We start from the raw sequence: 15,407 nt of genomic DNA on the forward strand, positions 1-15,407 counted from the left end.
AGGCATATTCGAAAAAATGGCAATAATCAGGGGGGATACATATGAAAACTTCTTTCAAAGTAGTCATTGTTGGAGGAGGAGCGGCTGGTATTTCTGTGGCGGCGCGTTTACTCCGGAAATCTCATGCTCTTCAAGGGGAGATTGCTATTATTGACCCAGCCGAAAATCATTATTATCAACCGCTCTGGACCTTGGTTGGTGGTGGTGCAGCGAACAAAAGTGACTCTGAACGTAAAATGGCTTCGGTTATTCCTCAAGGAGCAATTTGGTTAAAGGAGGCTGTTAATGGCTTTAAACCAGCAGAAAATCGGGTGTTTACGCATAGTGGTACAACCTATACATACGATTTTTTAGTGGTTGCAGGAGGTATTGAAATTAACTGGAATGCTATCAAAGGACTGAAGGAGTCGCTTGGCAGCAATAGTGTATGTAGTAATTATTCATTTGAACATGTGGATTATACATGGGAAACGATTCGTAATTTTAAATCTGGTACTGCTGTCTTTACACATCCTAACTCTCCAGTTAAATGTGGTGGTGCACCTCAAAAAATTATGCATATCGCAGAGGATTATTTTAATAGGGTAGATGTTCGAGACAATATTAGCATTATTTTTGGTTCAGCAAATCCAGCGATTTTTGACGTACTGAAATATCGTGAGGCACTTGAAAAAGTTATAGAACGGAAAAAAATAGATGCACGATTCCGACTAAATTTAATTGAATTAAAGGCTGATGCAAAAGTTGCTGTTTTTGAAAATTTAGATACAGGTATATTAGAGGAAATTAAATACGATATGATCCATGTTACGCCATATATGTGTTCCCCTGAATTTATCAGGACAAGTCCTTTAGCGGATGAAAATGGCTGGGTAGATGTTAACCCATTTACATTACAACACACAAGATTCCAAAATGTTTTTGGTTTGGGGGATAACGCAAATCTATCGACATCAAAAACAGGAGCTGCTATCCGTAAGCAAGCACCAGTTGTAACAGATAATTTAATGGCTTTAATGCGACAACAGCCGATGACACAAAAGTATAATGGCTATTCCTCCTGTCCAATCGTAACAGGTTATAACAAATTGATTTTAGCTGAATTTGATTATAGTAAGGAACCTGTTGAATCCATGCCTTTTAATCAAGCTGTGGAAAGGGCAAGTATGTATTTTATGAAGAAAGAGTTACTCCCTGTTTTGTATTGGGATGGCATGCTAAAAGGCACTATGTAAGTACGAATGAAGGGAGGCGATATGAATGGCTAATGCAACAACAAGCATGAACGAGGAAATACATCAATTAATGGAAGTGCTTGAGAAACCAGAAATTCGACACTCTTTACAACAATTATTAGAGAAATTACCAGAAATACAAGAAACGATAGAATCTGTTGGCGAAGTAATGGAATTTGGGAAATCTGTATTAAAAGATGATAAAACGATAAGTCGATATGAGGATTTAGTTTCTACCTATAATATAAGCCTTGATACACTTTCTGCCATTGTACAGATCATTGAGAAAATGCCAAAGCTAGTTCATATTTTACAGCAGTTAGAGGATGTAATGGATTTTATTACAGCGGTTCTTCAAGATAAGCAGACAACAACATATGCCATTAATAATGCTAAGGAATATATAGATCCATTGATTGAGAATGGGAAAAAAGGTATGGGCTTTATAAAGATAGTGCAGCAAAGGGCAGAGGAAAAACCTCAAAACCTTACCGTTTTTTCAATTATTAAATGGATGAAGGATCCTTCTGTTCAAAGGCTTCTAAATTATGTGCAGGCTACATTAGACATTTTAAAAGAAAAAAATAGAACGTAAAGGGGAGTAGAACAAATGTTATTACGCTATTTTTATGATGAAAAATTAGCTCACGCTTCATATGTAGTAGGTTGTCAGGCAAAAGGGGAAATGGTCATTATTGACCCGATGCGTAATATTGAGCCTTATCTTGCGCTAGCAGAGAAAGAGAAAATGGAAATTATAGGATCTTTAGAAACACATATACATGCTGATTTTGTTGCAGGTTCTCGTGAGCTAGCAGATCGTACAGGAGCGATAATGTATATTTCTGATGAAGGTGATAATGATTGGAAATATAAGAATCTTGAAGGAATTCCACATCAGCTATTAAAAGATGGTGACGAGTTTGTTATTGGTAATCTGATTTTTAAAGTTATGCATACACCAGGACATACGCCTGAAAGTATCTCCTTTTTACTCACTGATCGAGGTGGTGTAGCTGATAAACCAATGGGGATTTTTACAGGCGACTTTGTATTCGTAGGAGATATTGGACGTCCTGATTTATTAGAAAAGGCTGCTGGAATGAAGGGAACCTCATTAGTAGGAGCAAAGGCAATGTTTAAATCATTAGATCGCTTTAAGGATTTACCTGATTATATGCAGATTTGGCCAGCGCATGGTGCAGGTAGTGCATGTGGTAAAGCGTTAGGTGCTGTTCCATCATCGACAGTTGGATACGAAAAGCAATTTAATTGGGCTTTGCAATTTGATGATGAACAGAAATTTATAAATGCATTGCTAGATGGACAGCCAGAGCCCCCGTACTATTTCGCTATAATGAAGCAGGTCAATAAAGTGGGAATTGAGCTTGTTAAAAATTTACCTATAGTACAAGTAGTATCTAGTTATGCAGAGCTTTCTCAACTTATATCTGAAGGAAAGCAAGTCATTGATACGCGATCAGCAGCTGATTTTTCAAAAGGGCATATCGCAGGTACATTGAATATTCCTTATAATAATTCTTTTACAAATTGGGCTGGTTGGCTGGTTGATTATTCAAAGCCATTATATATGCTTATAGCACCTGACCAACTAGATGATATATTAATAGCATTACGCTCAATTGGTATTGATAATGTTGAGGGCTATGCAGATATAGAGAAAATTATACAAGAGGCAACATCCAAGGAAACCTATGAGAATATAACACCCTTGGAAGCGAAGCCACTAATAGAGGATGGAAGCGTCTATATACTAGATGTTCGTAATCAAACAGAATATATGGCTGGACATATTGAAAATGCCCAACATATTATGGTAGGGACACTAAAAAACCGTTTAAATGAGGTACAAACAGATAAAAAAATTATTGTACAGTGCCAAGCAGGTGCTCGTTCAGCTATTGCTTGTAGTGTACTAAAAGCCAATGGAATTCATGATATTACTAATTTAACAGGCGGTTATACAGCCTGGGTACAAAAAGTTATGAATAAATAGATTTTTATAAGCCGCTAGAAGCAAATGCTTTATAGCGGTTTTTTTCTAAACAAGTAAGTAAAATATGGTTATCATGCCCCTTTGAGATTTTTCAGAAAGTAAAGAAGTTCAACATGAAAAGGGTTTAGGAGGAATGCTTGTCTTGGAGGAAGAACAGCTTAAAAATAAATATTTAAAGCAAATTTTTCAATATATTCAAGATGGAATCATTATTATGAATCACGATAGAGAAATTTTAATGATGAATCCTTCAGCTAAGCGATTAACTGGTTGGAAAATGGGGGATCGAGTACCCTATTGTTCATTTTGTGAAAATCGAAAAAAATCTCCAGGAGAACAGACATGTTATTTAATAGAACGCAATGAGGTTCCCTATTTTTTGTCAAAGATGCCAACGTATCATGGTAGTAAGATCGACGTTGAGATGAGTACGGCATTAATCTATACAGATAGTAAAACAAAGGAGCAGGAATTTCTTCTAGTTCTACGAGATCAAACACTTCAATTAAGGGAAGAAGAGGCAAGAGTTTCTAAGTTTATTATTAAAAAATTAATTGAAGCAAAGGAAGAGGAGCATAAAAGACTAGCACAGGAATTACATGATGGTGTCGGGCAATCATTATTTACTATTTCAGTTGCTCTGCAAGCGGTTGAAGCCTATGTAAAAGAGCATGAAAAACTACATATTTATATTGAAGAGGTTCGGAATGAACTTGAGAAAGTGATGAATGATATTAAATCATACTCCTATCAACTCCGTCCACATAGTCTCGATCAATTAGGGATTACACCTACACTAAGTACACTTGTAGACTCTGTGCAAAAGGTCCATTCAGAAATTTCTATCTTGTTAGATGCAGATTTTCGAGAGCGTTGTCATCCATCTGTAGAAATCAATATTTATCGTGTAGTACAAGAGGCACTGCATAATATTGTGAAATACGCCAAGGCTTCAAAGGTGATTGTTCGATTAGAAAAGAAGGCAGAATACTTAACACTTTATATAGAAGATAATGGTATAGGTTTTAATCTGCAAGAGGTAAAAAAAGAAGGACTTGGTTTAAAGCATATGGAGGAACGAATAACATTGTTAGGTGGAAGCTTTAATATAATTTCTGCCCATAACCAAGGGACAAAAATTAAGATTTCAGTGCCTAACTGGAAGGATGACTATCAATGATTCGTGTACTAGTGGTAGATGATCATGTTTTAATCCGTAAGGGTATTGTTCTTTTATTAGAAAATTATAAAGATGTTGAGGTAGTTGGTGAGGCGGGTGATGGGGCGGAAGCTATTACTCAAGCAATCGCTTTAGAGCCGGATGTTATGCTAATGGATGTTTCCATACCAAATGGTCTAGATGGATTTACTGCTACAGAGGAAATTTTAAAGCAAATGGATAATGTCAAAATTATTATGCTAACAATGCATAATGAAATCGCTTATATTCAAAAGGCAATTTCTTTGGATGCACATGGCTATATTTTAAAAAATAGTCAGGGTGGAGTACTTTATGAGGCGATTCATGCCGTCTATAACGGGCGTACTTTTTATCATGTTGGTATTCCACAGGAATTAATCAATAAATTATTTAAGTATAAGGGACAAGAGGGAAAGTGTATATTAACCGTTCGGGAGAAGGAAATAGTAAGACTAACAGTGCTTGGTTTTACAAATGTTCAAATTGCTGAACAACTTTTTATAAGTAGTAAAACAGTTGAAAATCATAAGTCAAATATTATGCAAAAACTGCATTTGAAAAGCAAGGCAGAGCTTATTCAGTATGGATTGGCGAATAGCTATTTATAAGAATGAGGAACCTAATTTAGTTTGAAGTTCTCTGTCACAATGATAAAGGCGATTAGTGGAAAACCCCTATATGTCTAAAAAAACGGAGGGATTATACTGTAAGCACATATAAAGCGTGAAGGAGATGTAAAAATAATGGATATAGAATTTATAATCGTTATTTTCCTCATTGGTTTCATTGGCTCTTTTGTGTCTGGAATGCTAGGAATTGGCGGTTCAATTATTAAGTATCCAATGCTTTTATATATTCCACCGCTTTTTGGTATAACTGCATTTTCAGCACATGAAGTTTCAGGAATTAGTGCTGTTCAGGTATTTTTTGCAGCCATTGCAGGAGTTTGGGTATATCGTAAAGATGGCTATCTAAATAAAACCCTCATTCTTTATATGGGTGGAGCAATATTAGCTGGTAGTTTCATAGGGAGCTATGGATCGAAATTTTTATCCGAAAACGGTGTTAATATTGTATATGGTATTCTAGCCTTGATTGCAGCGATAATGATGTTTATGCCAAAGAAAAAAAACGATGATAAGCCGATGAATGAAATAATTTTTAACAAGCCATTAGCAGTAACCCTAGCCTTTATTGTTGGAGTAGGCTCAGGGATTGTAGGGGCTGCAGGAGGTTTTTTACTTGTTCCAATTATGCTTGTCGTTCTTGATATACCAACGCGAATGACCATTGCCACAAGTCTTGCTATTACATTTATTTCATCAATTGGGGGTACAATTGGTAAAATCATGACTGGACAGGTAGAGTACTATTCAGCAATCATCATGATTATTTCTAGTATAATAGCAGCTCCATTAGGGGCAAAAGTAGGCAAAAATATAAATACAAAAATACTACAAGGTATTTTAGCTGTACTAATATTAGCGACAGCCATTAAGATTTGGATTGATTTATTATGAAAGGATGCCTGTGTTAAATAAAGATAAGCACTGTTAATGTAATGGATTTCTAAATGCTAGGACAAAAAAACAAGGCATGGCTATATGGAAAGCTACATATTCAAGCTTCCTATATAGCCCTTTCTTGACTTTATTTTTTGCATCTCTCAGAGGGTTGCTCAATTTTTACATATCGCCAAAGGCTATTGGCAATATCACGTGCTTCTGCGACGTGCCCCGTTCCAACGAAAGCTTTACGGAAAGGTGTAAGAAGTGATTCTATGATAAAAAGCTTTGGTTTTTCACGCTGTAGTTCCTCTAATAAAAAATCCACGTACTCTAAGCCTTCCACTGTCTCATTCTTAGTTAAACCCTTTTTAAAGCCTCTTAATTGCTCAATAACTGTGTCTTTATTAACTGTTTTATAATTCACAACATTTTGGATGGTGTTAATCATTTCAACACTAACAATGATTTCTTTTGATTCAAGCATAGCAGGTATAATTACGCTAATATTGCGTAATGCTACACGTACAATTGCTTCGCGATTTATATATTTATAATCGGCAATTAAAACAGCTCGCAATGTCAGATTAATCATACCAAGTGTCTGTACAGCACATTCATAGCTTATTGGACTAATTTCTTCTCCAAATACTTGAACAAGTCGATTTGCAAGCCATTCTAGCTCTTGTAAGTGATAGTTTATAATGATTTTTTTAAGTTCATTATCCCGAGAATGGAATATAGACTCGAAAATTTGAATTAAATTATGCTCACGATTGACATACATAAGTACTGCGACTTGCTGTGTTAAGACTTCCAGGTCGGTAGGATCTTTCCCATATAGAAGTTCGTGGCGACGATTACTTGCCTCCTCACGCCCCTCATCCAATATGGCGATTAAGCATTCATTTTTAGAAGAGAAATGATTATAAAATGTGCCCTTTGAAATTTTAGCTGCACCGATGATGTCATTAATGGATGTATCAACGAATCCTTTTTCAATAAATAAGTCCCTTGCAGCAGAAATGATTTGTCTTTTTCTTTTATTCATAACCTCACCTTTTTATCAATATTATACTCTTATTCTATATCTAAAACGCTTATATATCAACGTTTAAAATTTTTATAGACTTAATTCTTGAAAAAAGTAGACTGCGAGTATAAAATAAGTTTTATCGAAAAACAAGAAAGAATTGAGGGATATATATGGAAAGTGAGCAAACAATGAAAAAGCCCCCATATGGCATGATTTCAATATTATTTGTGGGTGCTTTTGTTGCTTTTCTAAACAACACATTGTTAAATGTTGCGTTACCAACAATCATGAAAGATTTTGGTATAACGTATTCAAAAGTACAATGGCTCGCAACAGGTTATATGCTGGTAAGTGGTATTCTAGTGCCAGCTTCAGCGTTCTTTGTTACACGCTTTAAAAATAGACATTTGTTTATTGCAGCAATGTCAGTCTTTACAATCGGTACAATTATGGCTGGATTTGCACCTAACTTCGAAGTATTACTAGCAGGTCGTATGGTGCAAGCAGCAGGGGCTTCTAGTATGTCGCCGCTTTTAATGAATGTAATGCTGTTTAGTTTTCCAAAAGAAAAACGCGGTGCAGCAATGGGGATTTTTGGTTTAGTAATGATTTCTGCGCCAGCGATAGGTCCTACATTATCAGGATATATTGTTGAGCACCATGATTGGCGTATGCTATTCCAAATGATTATTCCGTTTGCTGTCATTAGTTTGTTGTTTGGTATTTGGAAATTAGAAAACGTGATGGAGACACGTAAGGTTCATTTAGATCTACTTTCAGTACTATTATCAACAGTTGCGTTCGGTGGTATTCTATATGGTTTCAGTACTGCAGGGGATAAAGGCTGGTCAAGTCCTTGGGTATATGGCCCAATTTCAATTGGTTTTATTGCTTTACTGATATTCATCTATAAACAGTTACGCATGGACCAACCTTTGTTAAATTTACGTATTTATAAATATCCGATGTTTGCATTAGGTTCTGCTATCTCAATTATCGTGTCAATGGCTATGTTCTCTGGTATGATTTTAACTCCTGCTTATGTACAATCGATTCGTGGGATTGATCCGTTTACAGCGGGTTTAATGATGCTTCCAGGGGCACTTGTAATGGGGATTATGTCGCCGATTACAGGGAAACTTTTTGATAAGTTTGGACCGCGTATCTTAGCCATTATCGGGTTAGCTATTACAACGGTTGCAACATTCGGTTTAACAAAATTAGAATTAGATTCAAGCTATACATTTATCGTATCTATGTACTCAATTCGTATGTTTGGTATATCAATGGTAATGATGCCAATTATGACAAATGGTTTAAACCAATTACCACAAATGATGAACCCGCATGGTACAGCTATTAATAATACTGTACAGCAAGTGGCAGGAGCCATTGGTAGTGCTGTAATGGTTACGTTCATGAATAACCGTACAAAAGCTACAGCCCAGGATTTAATTGCAGAGGCAAAAGCAAATGCAGCGCAATCAGGAGCAGCTCCAACACCTGAGCAAATGCAGCAAATGCAGGATCAAATCATGCAAAATGCCTTATTAGATGGGATTACACACTCATTCTTTATAGCAGCTTGTGTTACAGTAATTGCCTTTGTACTTGCGTTCTTCTTAAAACGTGTAAAAATTGAAAGTGCAGCTGCACATATGGATTTGAAAAAACCAACTAAATAATTTATAACCTGCCAGAAGTAATTCTACTGGCAGGTTTTTCCTTTTAGTAGAAAAAAATAACCCGTTTATGTAATCACAGCGATTACAAAACGGGTTATTGCTTTGCGTGATGATATTAAATGTCCTTTTTAAATAATGCCCCTGGCCAAAAAGCAAATTTACCCAAAACGGTAGTGATTGCTGGGACAAGTAAAGGACGCACAATGAATGTATCTAGAAGTACCCCAATTGCTGTAACGACACCGAACTGCACTAATACTTGAATTGGCAGTGTTGCAAGAACTGCAAATGTCCCTGCCAAGATAAGCCCAGCAGATGTAATAACACTCCCTGTTCGTACAACACCTTCCTCTACTGCAGTTAAATGATCGGTAGTCTTTCGTTTTTTCCAAATCTCTGAAATCATAAAGATATTATAATCTTCTCCAAGTGCTACTAAGAAGACAAAGGCATAGAGCGGAATTGCTCCTGAAATGGCCTCAGCTCCCATAACATGATGTAAAATAAGCCATCCAGCCCCAAGTGCACCGAAATAGGAAATAATAACAGTGGCTAATAAATAAACTGTCGCTGTAAGGGAGCGAAGATAGATAAATAATAATAGAGCGATCAAGGCAATCATCGTTGGCATAATGACCGTTTCATCCCTTACCGTAATTTGCTGTGTATCATATTGACTAGCTGTCTCTCCACCAATCCATATATGCTGGTCTGCCTCTTTAATGCCTTTAGATTCAAGCATTTTTACTACTTCTGCTTTTAGCCCTGGAATATGTGCTAATGATTCCTTAGCATAAGGATTTATATTTAAAGTTAGTTCATACAATTGTATATGATTATTCTTTTCTCCAATCTGAACATCTGTGACATTGTCAATATAAGAGATAGATGCTAATTGCTGTTGTAAATTAATATCTGTTCCCTTAGTGTCAATGACGAGCTGTATAGGTGCTAATTCACCAGGAGAGAAGTTTTCTTCTATTAAAGTAAAGCCTTCACGTGACGGCATATCCTCAGGGAAGGATGATAATAAATCAAAAGTATATTGAATACGTGGCACAAATACGCTTAAACCACCTAATAATAATAAAGTTACTACTATCACAATCCATGGTTTATGTGTCACAAAATACCCGATTTTATGACTTGTTTTATGGGAAGGCTTGTGTTGCTTTTTACCTTTCCTTTGAGCCATGTCCTCTGTTCTAGGTACAAATGGGAAAAAGGCTACGCGACCTATTAAAACAAGAATTGCTGGTAGTACAACGAGTGCTGCAACTCCCATTACAAGTACGCCAAAGCTAAATGGAACTGCAAAGCGTTGAAATGCACCATAATGGGCAAGGCTAAGAGTAGCTAGACCGATCACAACAGTTAAGGCACTCATCAAAATTGCTCCACCAGATTCCCTTACTGCAAGCTTCATGGCTGTTGTTTTATCCTCAACCTCAAATAGAATTTCGCGGTACTTTGAGATTAAAAATAGACAATAGTCTGTACCTGCACCAAAGAGTAGCACGGTCATAATAGAAACAGCCTGTGAATCCTTAGCAATCCATCCATGATCAGCGAAGAAGCCAAGGGTTGGACTGATGATACCATAAGCAAGGCCCACAACGAGTAAAGGAATGATAGCCAACAATGGTGAACGATAAATAATAATTAATAGCACCAAAACAAGGAGTACAGTTGCCATTAATAATTTTGTATCAGCTTTTGAAAATAGACTGACGGCATCTGTTGCAATGCCGACTGGTCCAGAATAACGAACATGAAGTGCGTCACTGGCTAAGTCCTTCTTTGATTGAACATTATTTTCATCCATTGTTTTCGTTAATGCATTTAAACTTTCTTGCAAAATATCAGTTGCAAGCCCTTTTTCAAAGAAGACAGGAGTGACAATGGTTGTACTGTTTTCAGATGCGGAGGCGGCAATGGCCTGTGTAGGCATTTGATCGTACGGTGGAATGAGCATTTGATGAGCTAAAGGTTTATCTTTTAGCTTTCCATAAATCTTTTGGATAACACCAAAATCATCAGTAGTTAGACCACTTTCTCGATGCCAAACAAGTAATAAGGGTGTGCCTGCATCATTAGGGAATTGCTCTGCAATGATAGCAGCGGCTTGTTCTGACATTTCTGTACTAGGTAAATTTTTACCTGATTCACTTTCAATGCTATTGATTTGTGGCCAAGCAAAGGATAGAACAACAACAAGTAAAACCCAAAAAACAAGGGTTAGGACCCGACCCTTTTTACTTGCTACTATTGAGCCCCATTGCTCAAGCGGATGTTTTTTCACAAGAAGACCTCCATTCGGTATAAGTATTATTAATTATATATACTAGTAGGTTAATTAATCAATTGTGAAATACTAATATGTTATACTATGTTTAACTTCTTTCAGCAATGTTTTTTGTATCGAATGCGTAGCTGCAGATGTTTTATGCGCGTAAGCGTAGCGGCAGATACAGAAGTCTCCCACCTCTATAGGTGGTGAGATGAATGCGAATTTAATTTTCAGAGGGTGTTCAAACTTCCGCTGAAAGAAGTTAAAGTCTCCGGCAGATGTCACAGAATCGAAAAGGAGTTCTTTGTGTAAGCACAAAGCCGATTCCGGACGCAATTATGCCGAGGCATAATTGATAAACAATGCTTTATAAGGAGGCGAATATGATGAAACAATCGCCGCGTGTTCTCGGAAGGCCTCGCCATAATGAAAATGCAAAACCGACAAAAAATATTGTCCTTGAAACGGCCACAAGACTTTTTATTAAAGAGGGCTACAAAAATATTTCGATGGATGATGTAGCAAAGGCTTGTAACGTGACAAAGGCAACCGTCTATTATTACTACCCAACAAAAGGTGATCTATATACATCTGCATTAATTGCAATGATGGATAGAATTCGACTAGCTATTCTGCAAATTTTAGAGCAGCCAAAACCCTTTAAAGAACGTCTAGAGCAACTTGTTGAAGTTCACTTATCAGCTACAGTAGATATTGACATGAAAAACTTTATGAGAGAGGCGACAATTAATTTATCGGAATCTCAGTTAAAAGAAGTACATGTTTCAGAAAATAAAATCTATCAAACAATTGAGCAGACAATGCAGCTAGAGATGGAGAAGGGTACAATTCGTAAAGGAAATGCTACCTTTTTTGCGCATACATTTATGGCGATGATGTCCATTGGATATTTCAAAGATGGGGAAGGAAAGCGATTGTTTAACACAGTACAAGAAACAGCCAAAGAAGTGACTACTTTCTTTTGGCAATCTGTTCATAATAATGAATAAGCACCTTTAAAACTTTTAAAAGAAGTTATCTCAAATTTTGAGGTAACTTCTTTTTTGTGATGCAGGTCACATTAATTGATAATGGTTCTCATTTATAGTGATGAATATAACGAAAAGAGGAGGAACTGGAATGGCAATATCAGAACAACGTCTACCAACACATTTATTTTTAGCGAAATTAGGGAAAACGGTTTTACGCCCGGGTGGGAAAGAAGCAACGAATCGAATACTTAAGGCTTGCCAATTACATAAAGGAAGTCAAGTTCTAGAGGTTGCAACAAATATGGGCACTACCGCGATACACATAGCTAAAACATATGAGGCAAAAGTAATTGGCATAGATATCAACAAGGATGCTGTTCAAAAAGCAAACGACAATATTATTCGTGAAAATGTTCAACATCTAGTTCAAATCCAACAAGGTAATGCAACACAACTACCCTTTGAGGATGCATCATTTGATGTAGTTATCAATGAAGCCATGCTCACAATGCTTCCTCAAGAAATGAAGGAACAGGCATTGTCTGAATATATGCGTGTTTTAAAGCCAGGTGGTATTTTAGCAACACATGATTTAGTTATAAAGGCTGTGAACGAGGAAAATGTGTTAGAAGAAATACAGGCATTACGTGATGTCATCATCGTAAAGGCACAGCCATTAACTAAACAGCATTGGCAGACATTGTTTGAAAATGTAGGCTTTCAACAGATTGATTCACAGACAGGTGAGCTCCATCTAGTATCCTTAGTAGGGCTTGTTCGTGATGAAGGCTTGGATGGTTTAGCTCATATGATTGAGAATGCTCGAAAAAAACCAGAGGATGAAAAATATTTCCTTGAAATTATTGAACATTTCGATGTTGCTCGTCAGCATTTTGGACACATCACTGTCGTAGCAAAAAAGCAAGGATAACGTATGGAAACAATCATCCAATTTCAACAGGTATCAAAATCCTTTGGTGCTAAACAAATAATTAAAAATTGCAATTTGAGCTTACAGGAAGGTGAGATTGCTGCGATTATCGGACCTTCAGGGTGTGGGAAAACGACTTTTTTACATTTAGCCACAAAAGTATTGCAGCCAACATCAGGACAAGTCACATGCTTTGCAGATCGATTAGGTTACGTATTCCAGGAGCCAAGGCTATTACCGTGGTGTACATTATACGAAAATGTTGCATTTAGCTGTAATGGTGTTGTAGACAAAGCACAGATTATCAATCTACTGAGTCGAGTCAAACTTGAGAATGAGCTAGCTGCGTTTCCAAAGCAATTATCTGGCGGTATGAAGCAACGGGCATCCATTGCTAGAGCATTTGCTTGTAAACCAAAGCTTATTATGATGGATGAGCCTTTTTCAGCGTTAGATTATTGGATAAAAAAAGAGCTTATAGAGGATGTTATTGATTTAATCGACAACGAGCATGTGAGTATGCTTTATGTGACACATGACTACGAGGAGGCAGCGACAGTTGCAGACCGTATTATTAATATCACGCAAGCGAAAGAGGGCATTTACAAGGAATATATATTAAATGTACCACGTAAACAACGTAGCTTTGACTACATTAAAAATATGGAATATCAATTATTACAAAAATCGTAAGGGAGAAAATAGGATGAAAAAATGGTCTTTTAATAGTTTTTTAATCATATGCCTAGTATTTATATTAGTAGCTTGTGGAAAAACGGACAATGCACAAAAAGAACAAGCATCGAAAGAAAAAGAGCAGCCTTCTACTGAGCAATCAGCAACTACTGAGGTAGAAAAGGCTGAAAAAATTACGATTCAAGCACCTGCAGGTATTTCGATTGCAGCTCCACTCTATAAAATCATGAAGGATAATTCCTTATTGGAGGGTGCAGAGGAGGTTGAATTTTTGACGTGGAATACACCTGATGAGCTACGAGCACGCATAAGCGGTAAGCAAGTGCAAATATCTGCTGTTCCCACATATGTAGGAGCAAATCTTTATAATAAAGGTGTAGACATTCAATTAGTCAATACATTAATTTGGGGAATTTTATATTTTATTGGACCTGAAGGGGAAACGATTTCATGGGAGAGTTTGAAGGGAAAAACAGTACATGTTCCTTTTAAGGGTGACATGCCAGCTTTAGTATTCCAGTATTTATTGCAAAAAAATGGTCTGGATATTGAAAAGGATTTAAAGGTGGAATATTCCTCTACACCACAAGAGGTCGTGCAGCTATTAGCAGCAGGCAAGGCACAGTATGCAGTGTTACCAGAGCATACAGCATCATTAGTTATGGCAAAGGCTAAGAAAGAGGGAGTTGCGTTACAGAAATCAATGAGTTTGCAAGAGGAGTGGGCAAAGGCAACAGGAAAGGAACCACGAATTCCACAAGCAGGAATTATTGTTGATCGAGCATTAATCCAAGAGCATCCTGAGTTTGTGGAGTTATTGCAAAAACAAATAGAGACATCCATTCAATTTTTAAAAAATGAACCTGTGGCTGCAGGCGAACTATTAGCGAGCTATCAAGAGGGACTAGAACCTGCGTTTATTACTAAATTGCTTCCGTATTTAAATATTGAATTCGTAACAGCTCAAGAAGCAAAAGAGGAGCTTGAGTTTTTCTTTGAACAGCTAGCCTCATTATCACCAGAAATAATCGGTGGACAGTTACCAGATGAAAAATTCTATTATGAGCCGTAAAAATAGCTTTATCATTCAAGTAAGTACGTGCATTGGGATATTGCTCATTTGGATAGTGCTATCATTTAACTTTCCTAGTATTCTCATTCCATCACCATATGAAACACTAGTAGCTTTATGGAAAATTACAATTACTGGCGAGTTACTACAGCAATTTTATTTAACGATGATTAGAATGAGTATAGGATTGCTAATAGGTATGACCTTTGCAACTATTTGTGGACTGTTAGCAGGGAGGTTTGCTGTTATTTATGAAATATTTCGCCCTATTATTTCATTTTTACTGGGTATCCCGCCAATTATTTTAGTAGTCGTTGCAATGGTTTGGTTTGGCACAAATTCTATTATTCCAGTATTTGTAGTAAGTATATTGGTGTTTCCAACCTTTTACGTTAATATTGCCAATGGCTATCGACAAATTGATAGTCAGTTATTACAGATGGCAACTGTTTATCAAAAATCAAATTGGCAGAAAATGCGCTTTATTATTTTGCCGAGTCTAATGATTCCTTTTTTGACTGCGTGTTCATTAGCAGCTGGAGGTGCAGTAAGAATTACAATCATGGCAGAGTTATTAGGAACAAGTAATGGAGTTGGTGCAGCGCTAACAATGGCTCGTATTAATATCAATACAGATAAAGTATTTGCTTGGACATTTATCAGTGTATTAACCATCATAGCAATTGATATATTTATATTAAATCCGTTAAAAGTAAAAATGATGAAATGGAATATGGAGGAGTAACG

Annotated in this window: 14 protein-coding genes; 12 read left to right on the top strand and 2 right to left on the bottom strand. The window is 36.7% G+C overall.

The genetic code is table 11. The annotated features are described in order from the left end of the window. Positions 1–41 precede the first annotated feature (41 nt). The 6 genes from ACQKIM_RS10625 to ACQKIM_RS10650 all read left to right on the top strand — a co-directional run bounded on the left by ACQKIM_RS10625 (position 42) and on the right by ACQKIM_RS10650 (position 5,973). Complete coding sequence (locus tag ACQKIM_RS10625) at positions 42–1,235, top strand: FAD-dependent oxidoreductase (protein WP_427543141.1); 1,194 nt, start codon at positions 42–44, stop codon at positions 1,233–1,235. A 25-nt stretch (positions 1,236–1,260) separates the two neighbouring features. After that, positions 1,261–1,830, top strand: coding sequence for a hypothetical protein (locus ACQKIM_RS10630; protein WP_427543144.1), 570 nt, complete (start codon positions 1,261–1,263; stop codon positions 1,828–1,830). A gap of 15 nt (positions 1,831–1,845) precedes the next feature. Continuing rightward, positions 1,846–3,252, top strand: a complete 1,407-nt coding sequence (locus tag ACQKIM_RS10635; protein WP_427543147.1) for an MBL fold metallo-hydrolase — start codon at positions 1,846–1,848, stop codon at positions 3,250–3,252. 142 nt (positions 3,253–3,394) lie between these two features. Beyond that, a complete protein-coding gene (locus ACQKIM_RS10640; protein WP_427543150.1) occupies positions 3,395–4,432 on the top strand; it encodes a PAS domain-containing sensor histidine kinase in 1,038 nt (345 codons plus the stop codon). After that, on the top strand, positions 4,429–5,061 hold the full coding sequence (locus tag ACQKIM_RS10645; RefSeq protein ID WP_427543153.1) for a response regulator transcription factor: 633 nt from the start codon (positions 4,429–4,431) through the stop codon (positions 5,059–5,061). Before ACQKIM_RS10640 ends, ACQKIM_RS10645 begins: the two co-directional genes overlap by 4 nt. A gap of 135 nt (positions 5,062–5,196) precedes the next feature. Then, positions 5,197–5,973, top strand: a complete 777-nt coding sequence (locus ACQKIM_RS10650; protein ID WP_427543156.1) for a sulfite exporter TauE/SafE family protein — start codon at positions 5,197–5,199, stop codon at positions 5,971–5,973. Positions 5,974–6,103: 130 nt separating this feature from the next. Here ACQKIM_RS10650 and ACQKIM_RS10655 read toward each other — a convergent pair whose 3' ends face one another. Beyond that, on the bottom strand, positions 6,104–7,009 hold the full coding sequence (locus ACQKIM_RS10655; RefSeq protein ID WP_427543159.1) for a TetR/AcrR family transcriptional regulator: 906 nt from the start codon (positions 7,007–7,009) through the stop codon (positions 6,104–6,106). A gap of 155 nt (positions 7,010–7,164) precedes the next feature. Here ACQKIM_RS10655 and ACQKIM_RS10660 point away from each other — a divergent pair, with 155 nt between their 5' ends. Continuing rightward, positions 7,165–8,679: a DHA2 family efflux MFS transporter permease subunit gene (locus ACQKIM_RS10660; protein ID WP_427543161.1), complete on the top strand. Its 1,515-nt coding sequence runs from the start codon at positions 7,165–7,167 to the stop codon at positions 8,677–8,679. 115 nt (positions 8,680–8,794) lie between these two features. Here the strand turns inward: ACQKIM_RS10660 and ACQKIM_RS10665 are convergent, their stop codons facing one another. Next, positions 8,795–10,981, bottom strand: a complete 2,187-nt coding sequence (locus ACQKIM_RS10665; RefSeq protein WP_427543164.1) for an MMPL family transporter — start codon at positions 10,979–10,981, stop codon at positions 8,795–8,797. A gap of 371 nt (positions 10,982–11,352) precedes the next feature. Between ACQKIM_RS10665 and ACQKIM_RS10670 the strand changes: the two genes are divergently transcribed. The 5 genes from ACQKIM_RS10670 to ACQKIM_RS10690 all read left to right on the top strand — a co-directional run bounded on the left by ACQKIM_RS10670 (position 11,353) and on the right by ACQKIM_RS10690 (position 15,405). Next, complete coding sequence (locus ACQKIM_RS10670) at positions 11,353–11,979, top strand: TetR/AcrR family transcriptional regulator (RefSeq protein WP_427543167.1); 627 nt, start codon at positions 11,353–11,355, stop codon at positions 11,977–11,979. Between the two features lie 130 nt (positions 11,980–12,109). Beyond that, complete coding sequence (locus ACQKIM_RS10675; protein WP_427543170.1) at positions 12,110–12,892, top strand: class I SAM-dependent methyltransferase; 783 nt, start codon at positions 12,110–12,112, stop codon at positions 12,890–12,892. Positions 12,893–12,895: 3 nt separating this feature from the next. Next, positions 12,896–13,585 (top strand): ATP-binding cassette domain-containing protein, encoded by a 690-nt coding sequence (locus ACQKIM_RS10680; RefSeq protein ID WP_427543173.1) that lies wholly within the window; start codon positions 12,896–12,898, stop codon positions 13,583–13,585. A 13-nt stretch (positions 13,586–13,598) separates the two neighbouring features. Beyond that, the gene (locus ACQKIM_RS10685; protein ID WP_427543176.1) at positions 13,599–14,660 is read left to right on the top strand and encodes an ABC transporter substrate-binding protein; all 1,062 of its coding nucleotides are present in this window, start codon (positions 13,599–13,601) and stop codon (positions 14,658–14,660) included. Continuing rightward, on the top strand, positions 14,635–15,405 hold the full coding sequence (locus ACQKIM_RS10690; RefSeq protein ID WP_427543179.1) for an ABC transporter permease: 771 nt from the start codon (positions 14,635–14,637) through the stop codon (positions 15,403–15,405). Before ACQKIM_RS10685 ends, ACQKIM_RS10690 begins: the two co-directional genes overlap by 26 nt. Positions 15,406–15,407: the final 2 nt, after the last annotated feature.

Source organism: Lysinibacillus sp. NPDC047702, from assembly GCF_050272555.1.
In the GTDB taxonomy this organism is placed as follows: domain Bacteria; phylum Bacillota; class Bacilli; order Bacillales_A; family Planococcaceae; genus Lysinibacillus.

Bases quoted from the DNA above. Each gene is read 5' to 3' on its own strand.
- ACQKIM_RS10685 (WP_427543176.1), top strand. From the start codon at position 13,599: ATGAAAAAATGGTCTTTTAATAGTTTTTTAATCATATGCCTAGTATTT.
- ACQKIM_RS10645 (WP_427543153.1), top strand. From the start codon at position 4,429: ATGATTCGTGTACTAGTGGTAGATGATCATGTTTTAATCCGTAAGGGT.
- ACQKIM_RS10635 (WP_427543147.1), top strand. From the start codon at position 1,846: ATGTTATTACGCTATTTTTATGATGAAAAATTAGCTCACGCTTCATAT.
- ACQKIM_RS10690 (WP_427543179.1), top strand. From the start codon at position 14,635: ATGAAAAATTCTATTATGAGCCGTAAAAATAGCTTTATCATTCAAGTA.
- ACQKIM_RS10650 (WP_427543156.1), top strand. From the start codon at position 5,197: ATGGATATAGAATTTATAATCGTTATTTTCCTCATTGGTTTCATTGGC.
- ACQKIM_RS10630 (WP_427543144.1), top strand. From the start codon at position 1,261: ATGGCTAATGCAACAACAAGCATGAACGAGGAAATACATCAATTAATG.
- ACQKIM_RS10670 (WP_427543167.1), top strand. From the start codon at position 11,353: ATGATGAAACAATCGCCGCGTGTTCTCGGAAGGCCTCGCCATAATGAA.
- ACQKIM_RS10655 (WP_427543159.1), bottom strand. From the start codon at position 7,009: ATGAATAAAAGAAAAAGACAAATCATTTCTGCTGCAAGGGACTTATTT.
- ACQKIM_RS10625 (WP_427543141.1), top strand. From the start codon at position 42: ATGAAAACTTCTTTCAAAGTAGTCATTGTTGGAGGAGGAGCGGCTGGT.
- ACQKIM_RS10660 (WP_427543161.1), top strand. From the start codon at position 7,165: ATGGAAAGTGAGCAAACAATGAAAAAGCCCCCATATGGCATGATTTCA.
- ACQKIM_RS10680 (WP_427543173.1), top strand. From the start codon at position 12,896: ATGGAAACAATCATCCAATTTCAACAGGTATCAAAATCCTTTGGTGCT.
- ACQKIM_RS10675 (WP_427543170.1), top strand. From the start codon at position 12,110: ATGGCAATATCAGAACAACGTCTACCAACACATTTATTTTTAGCGAAA.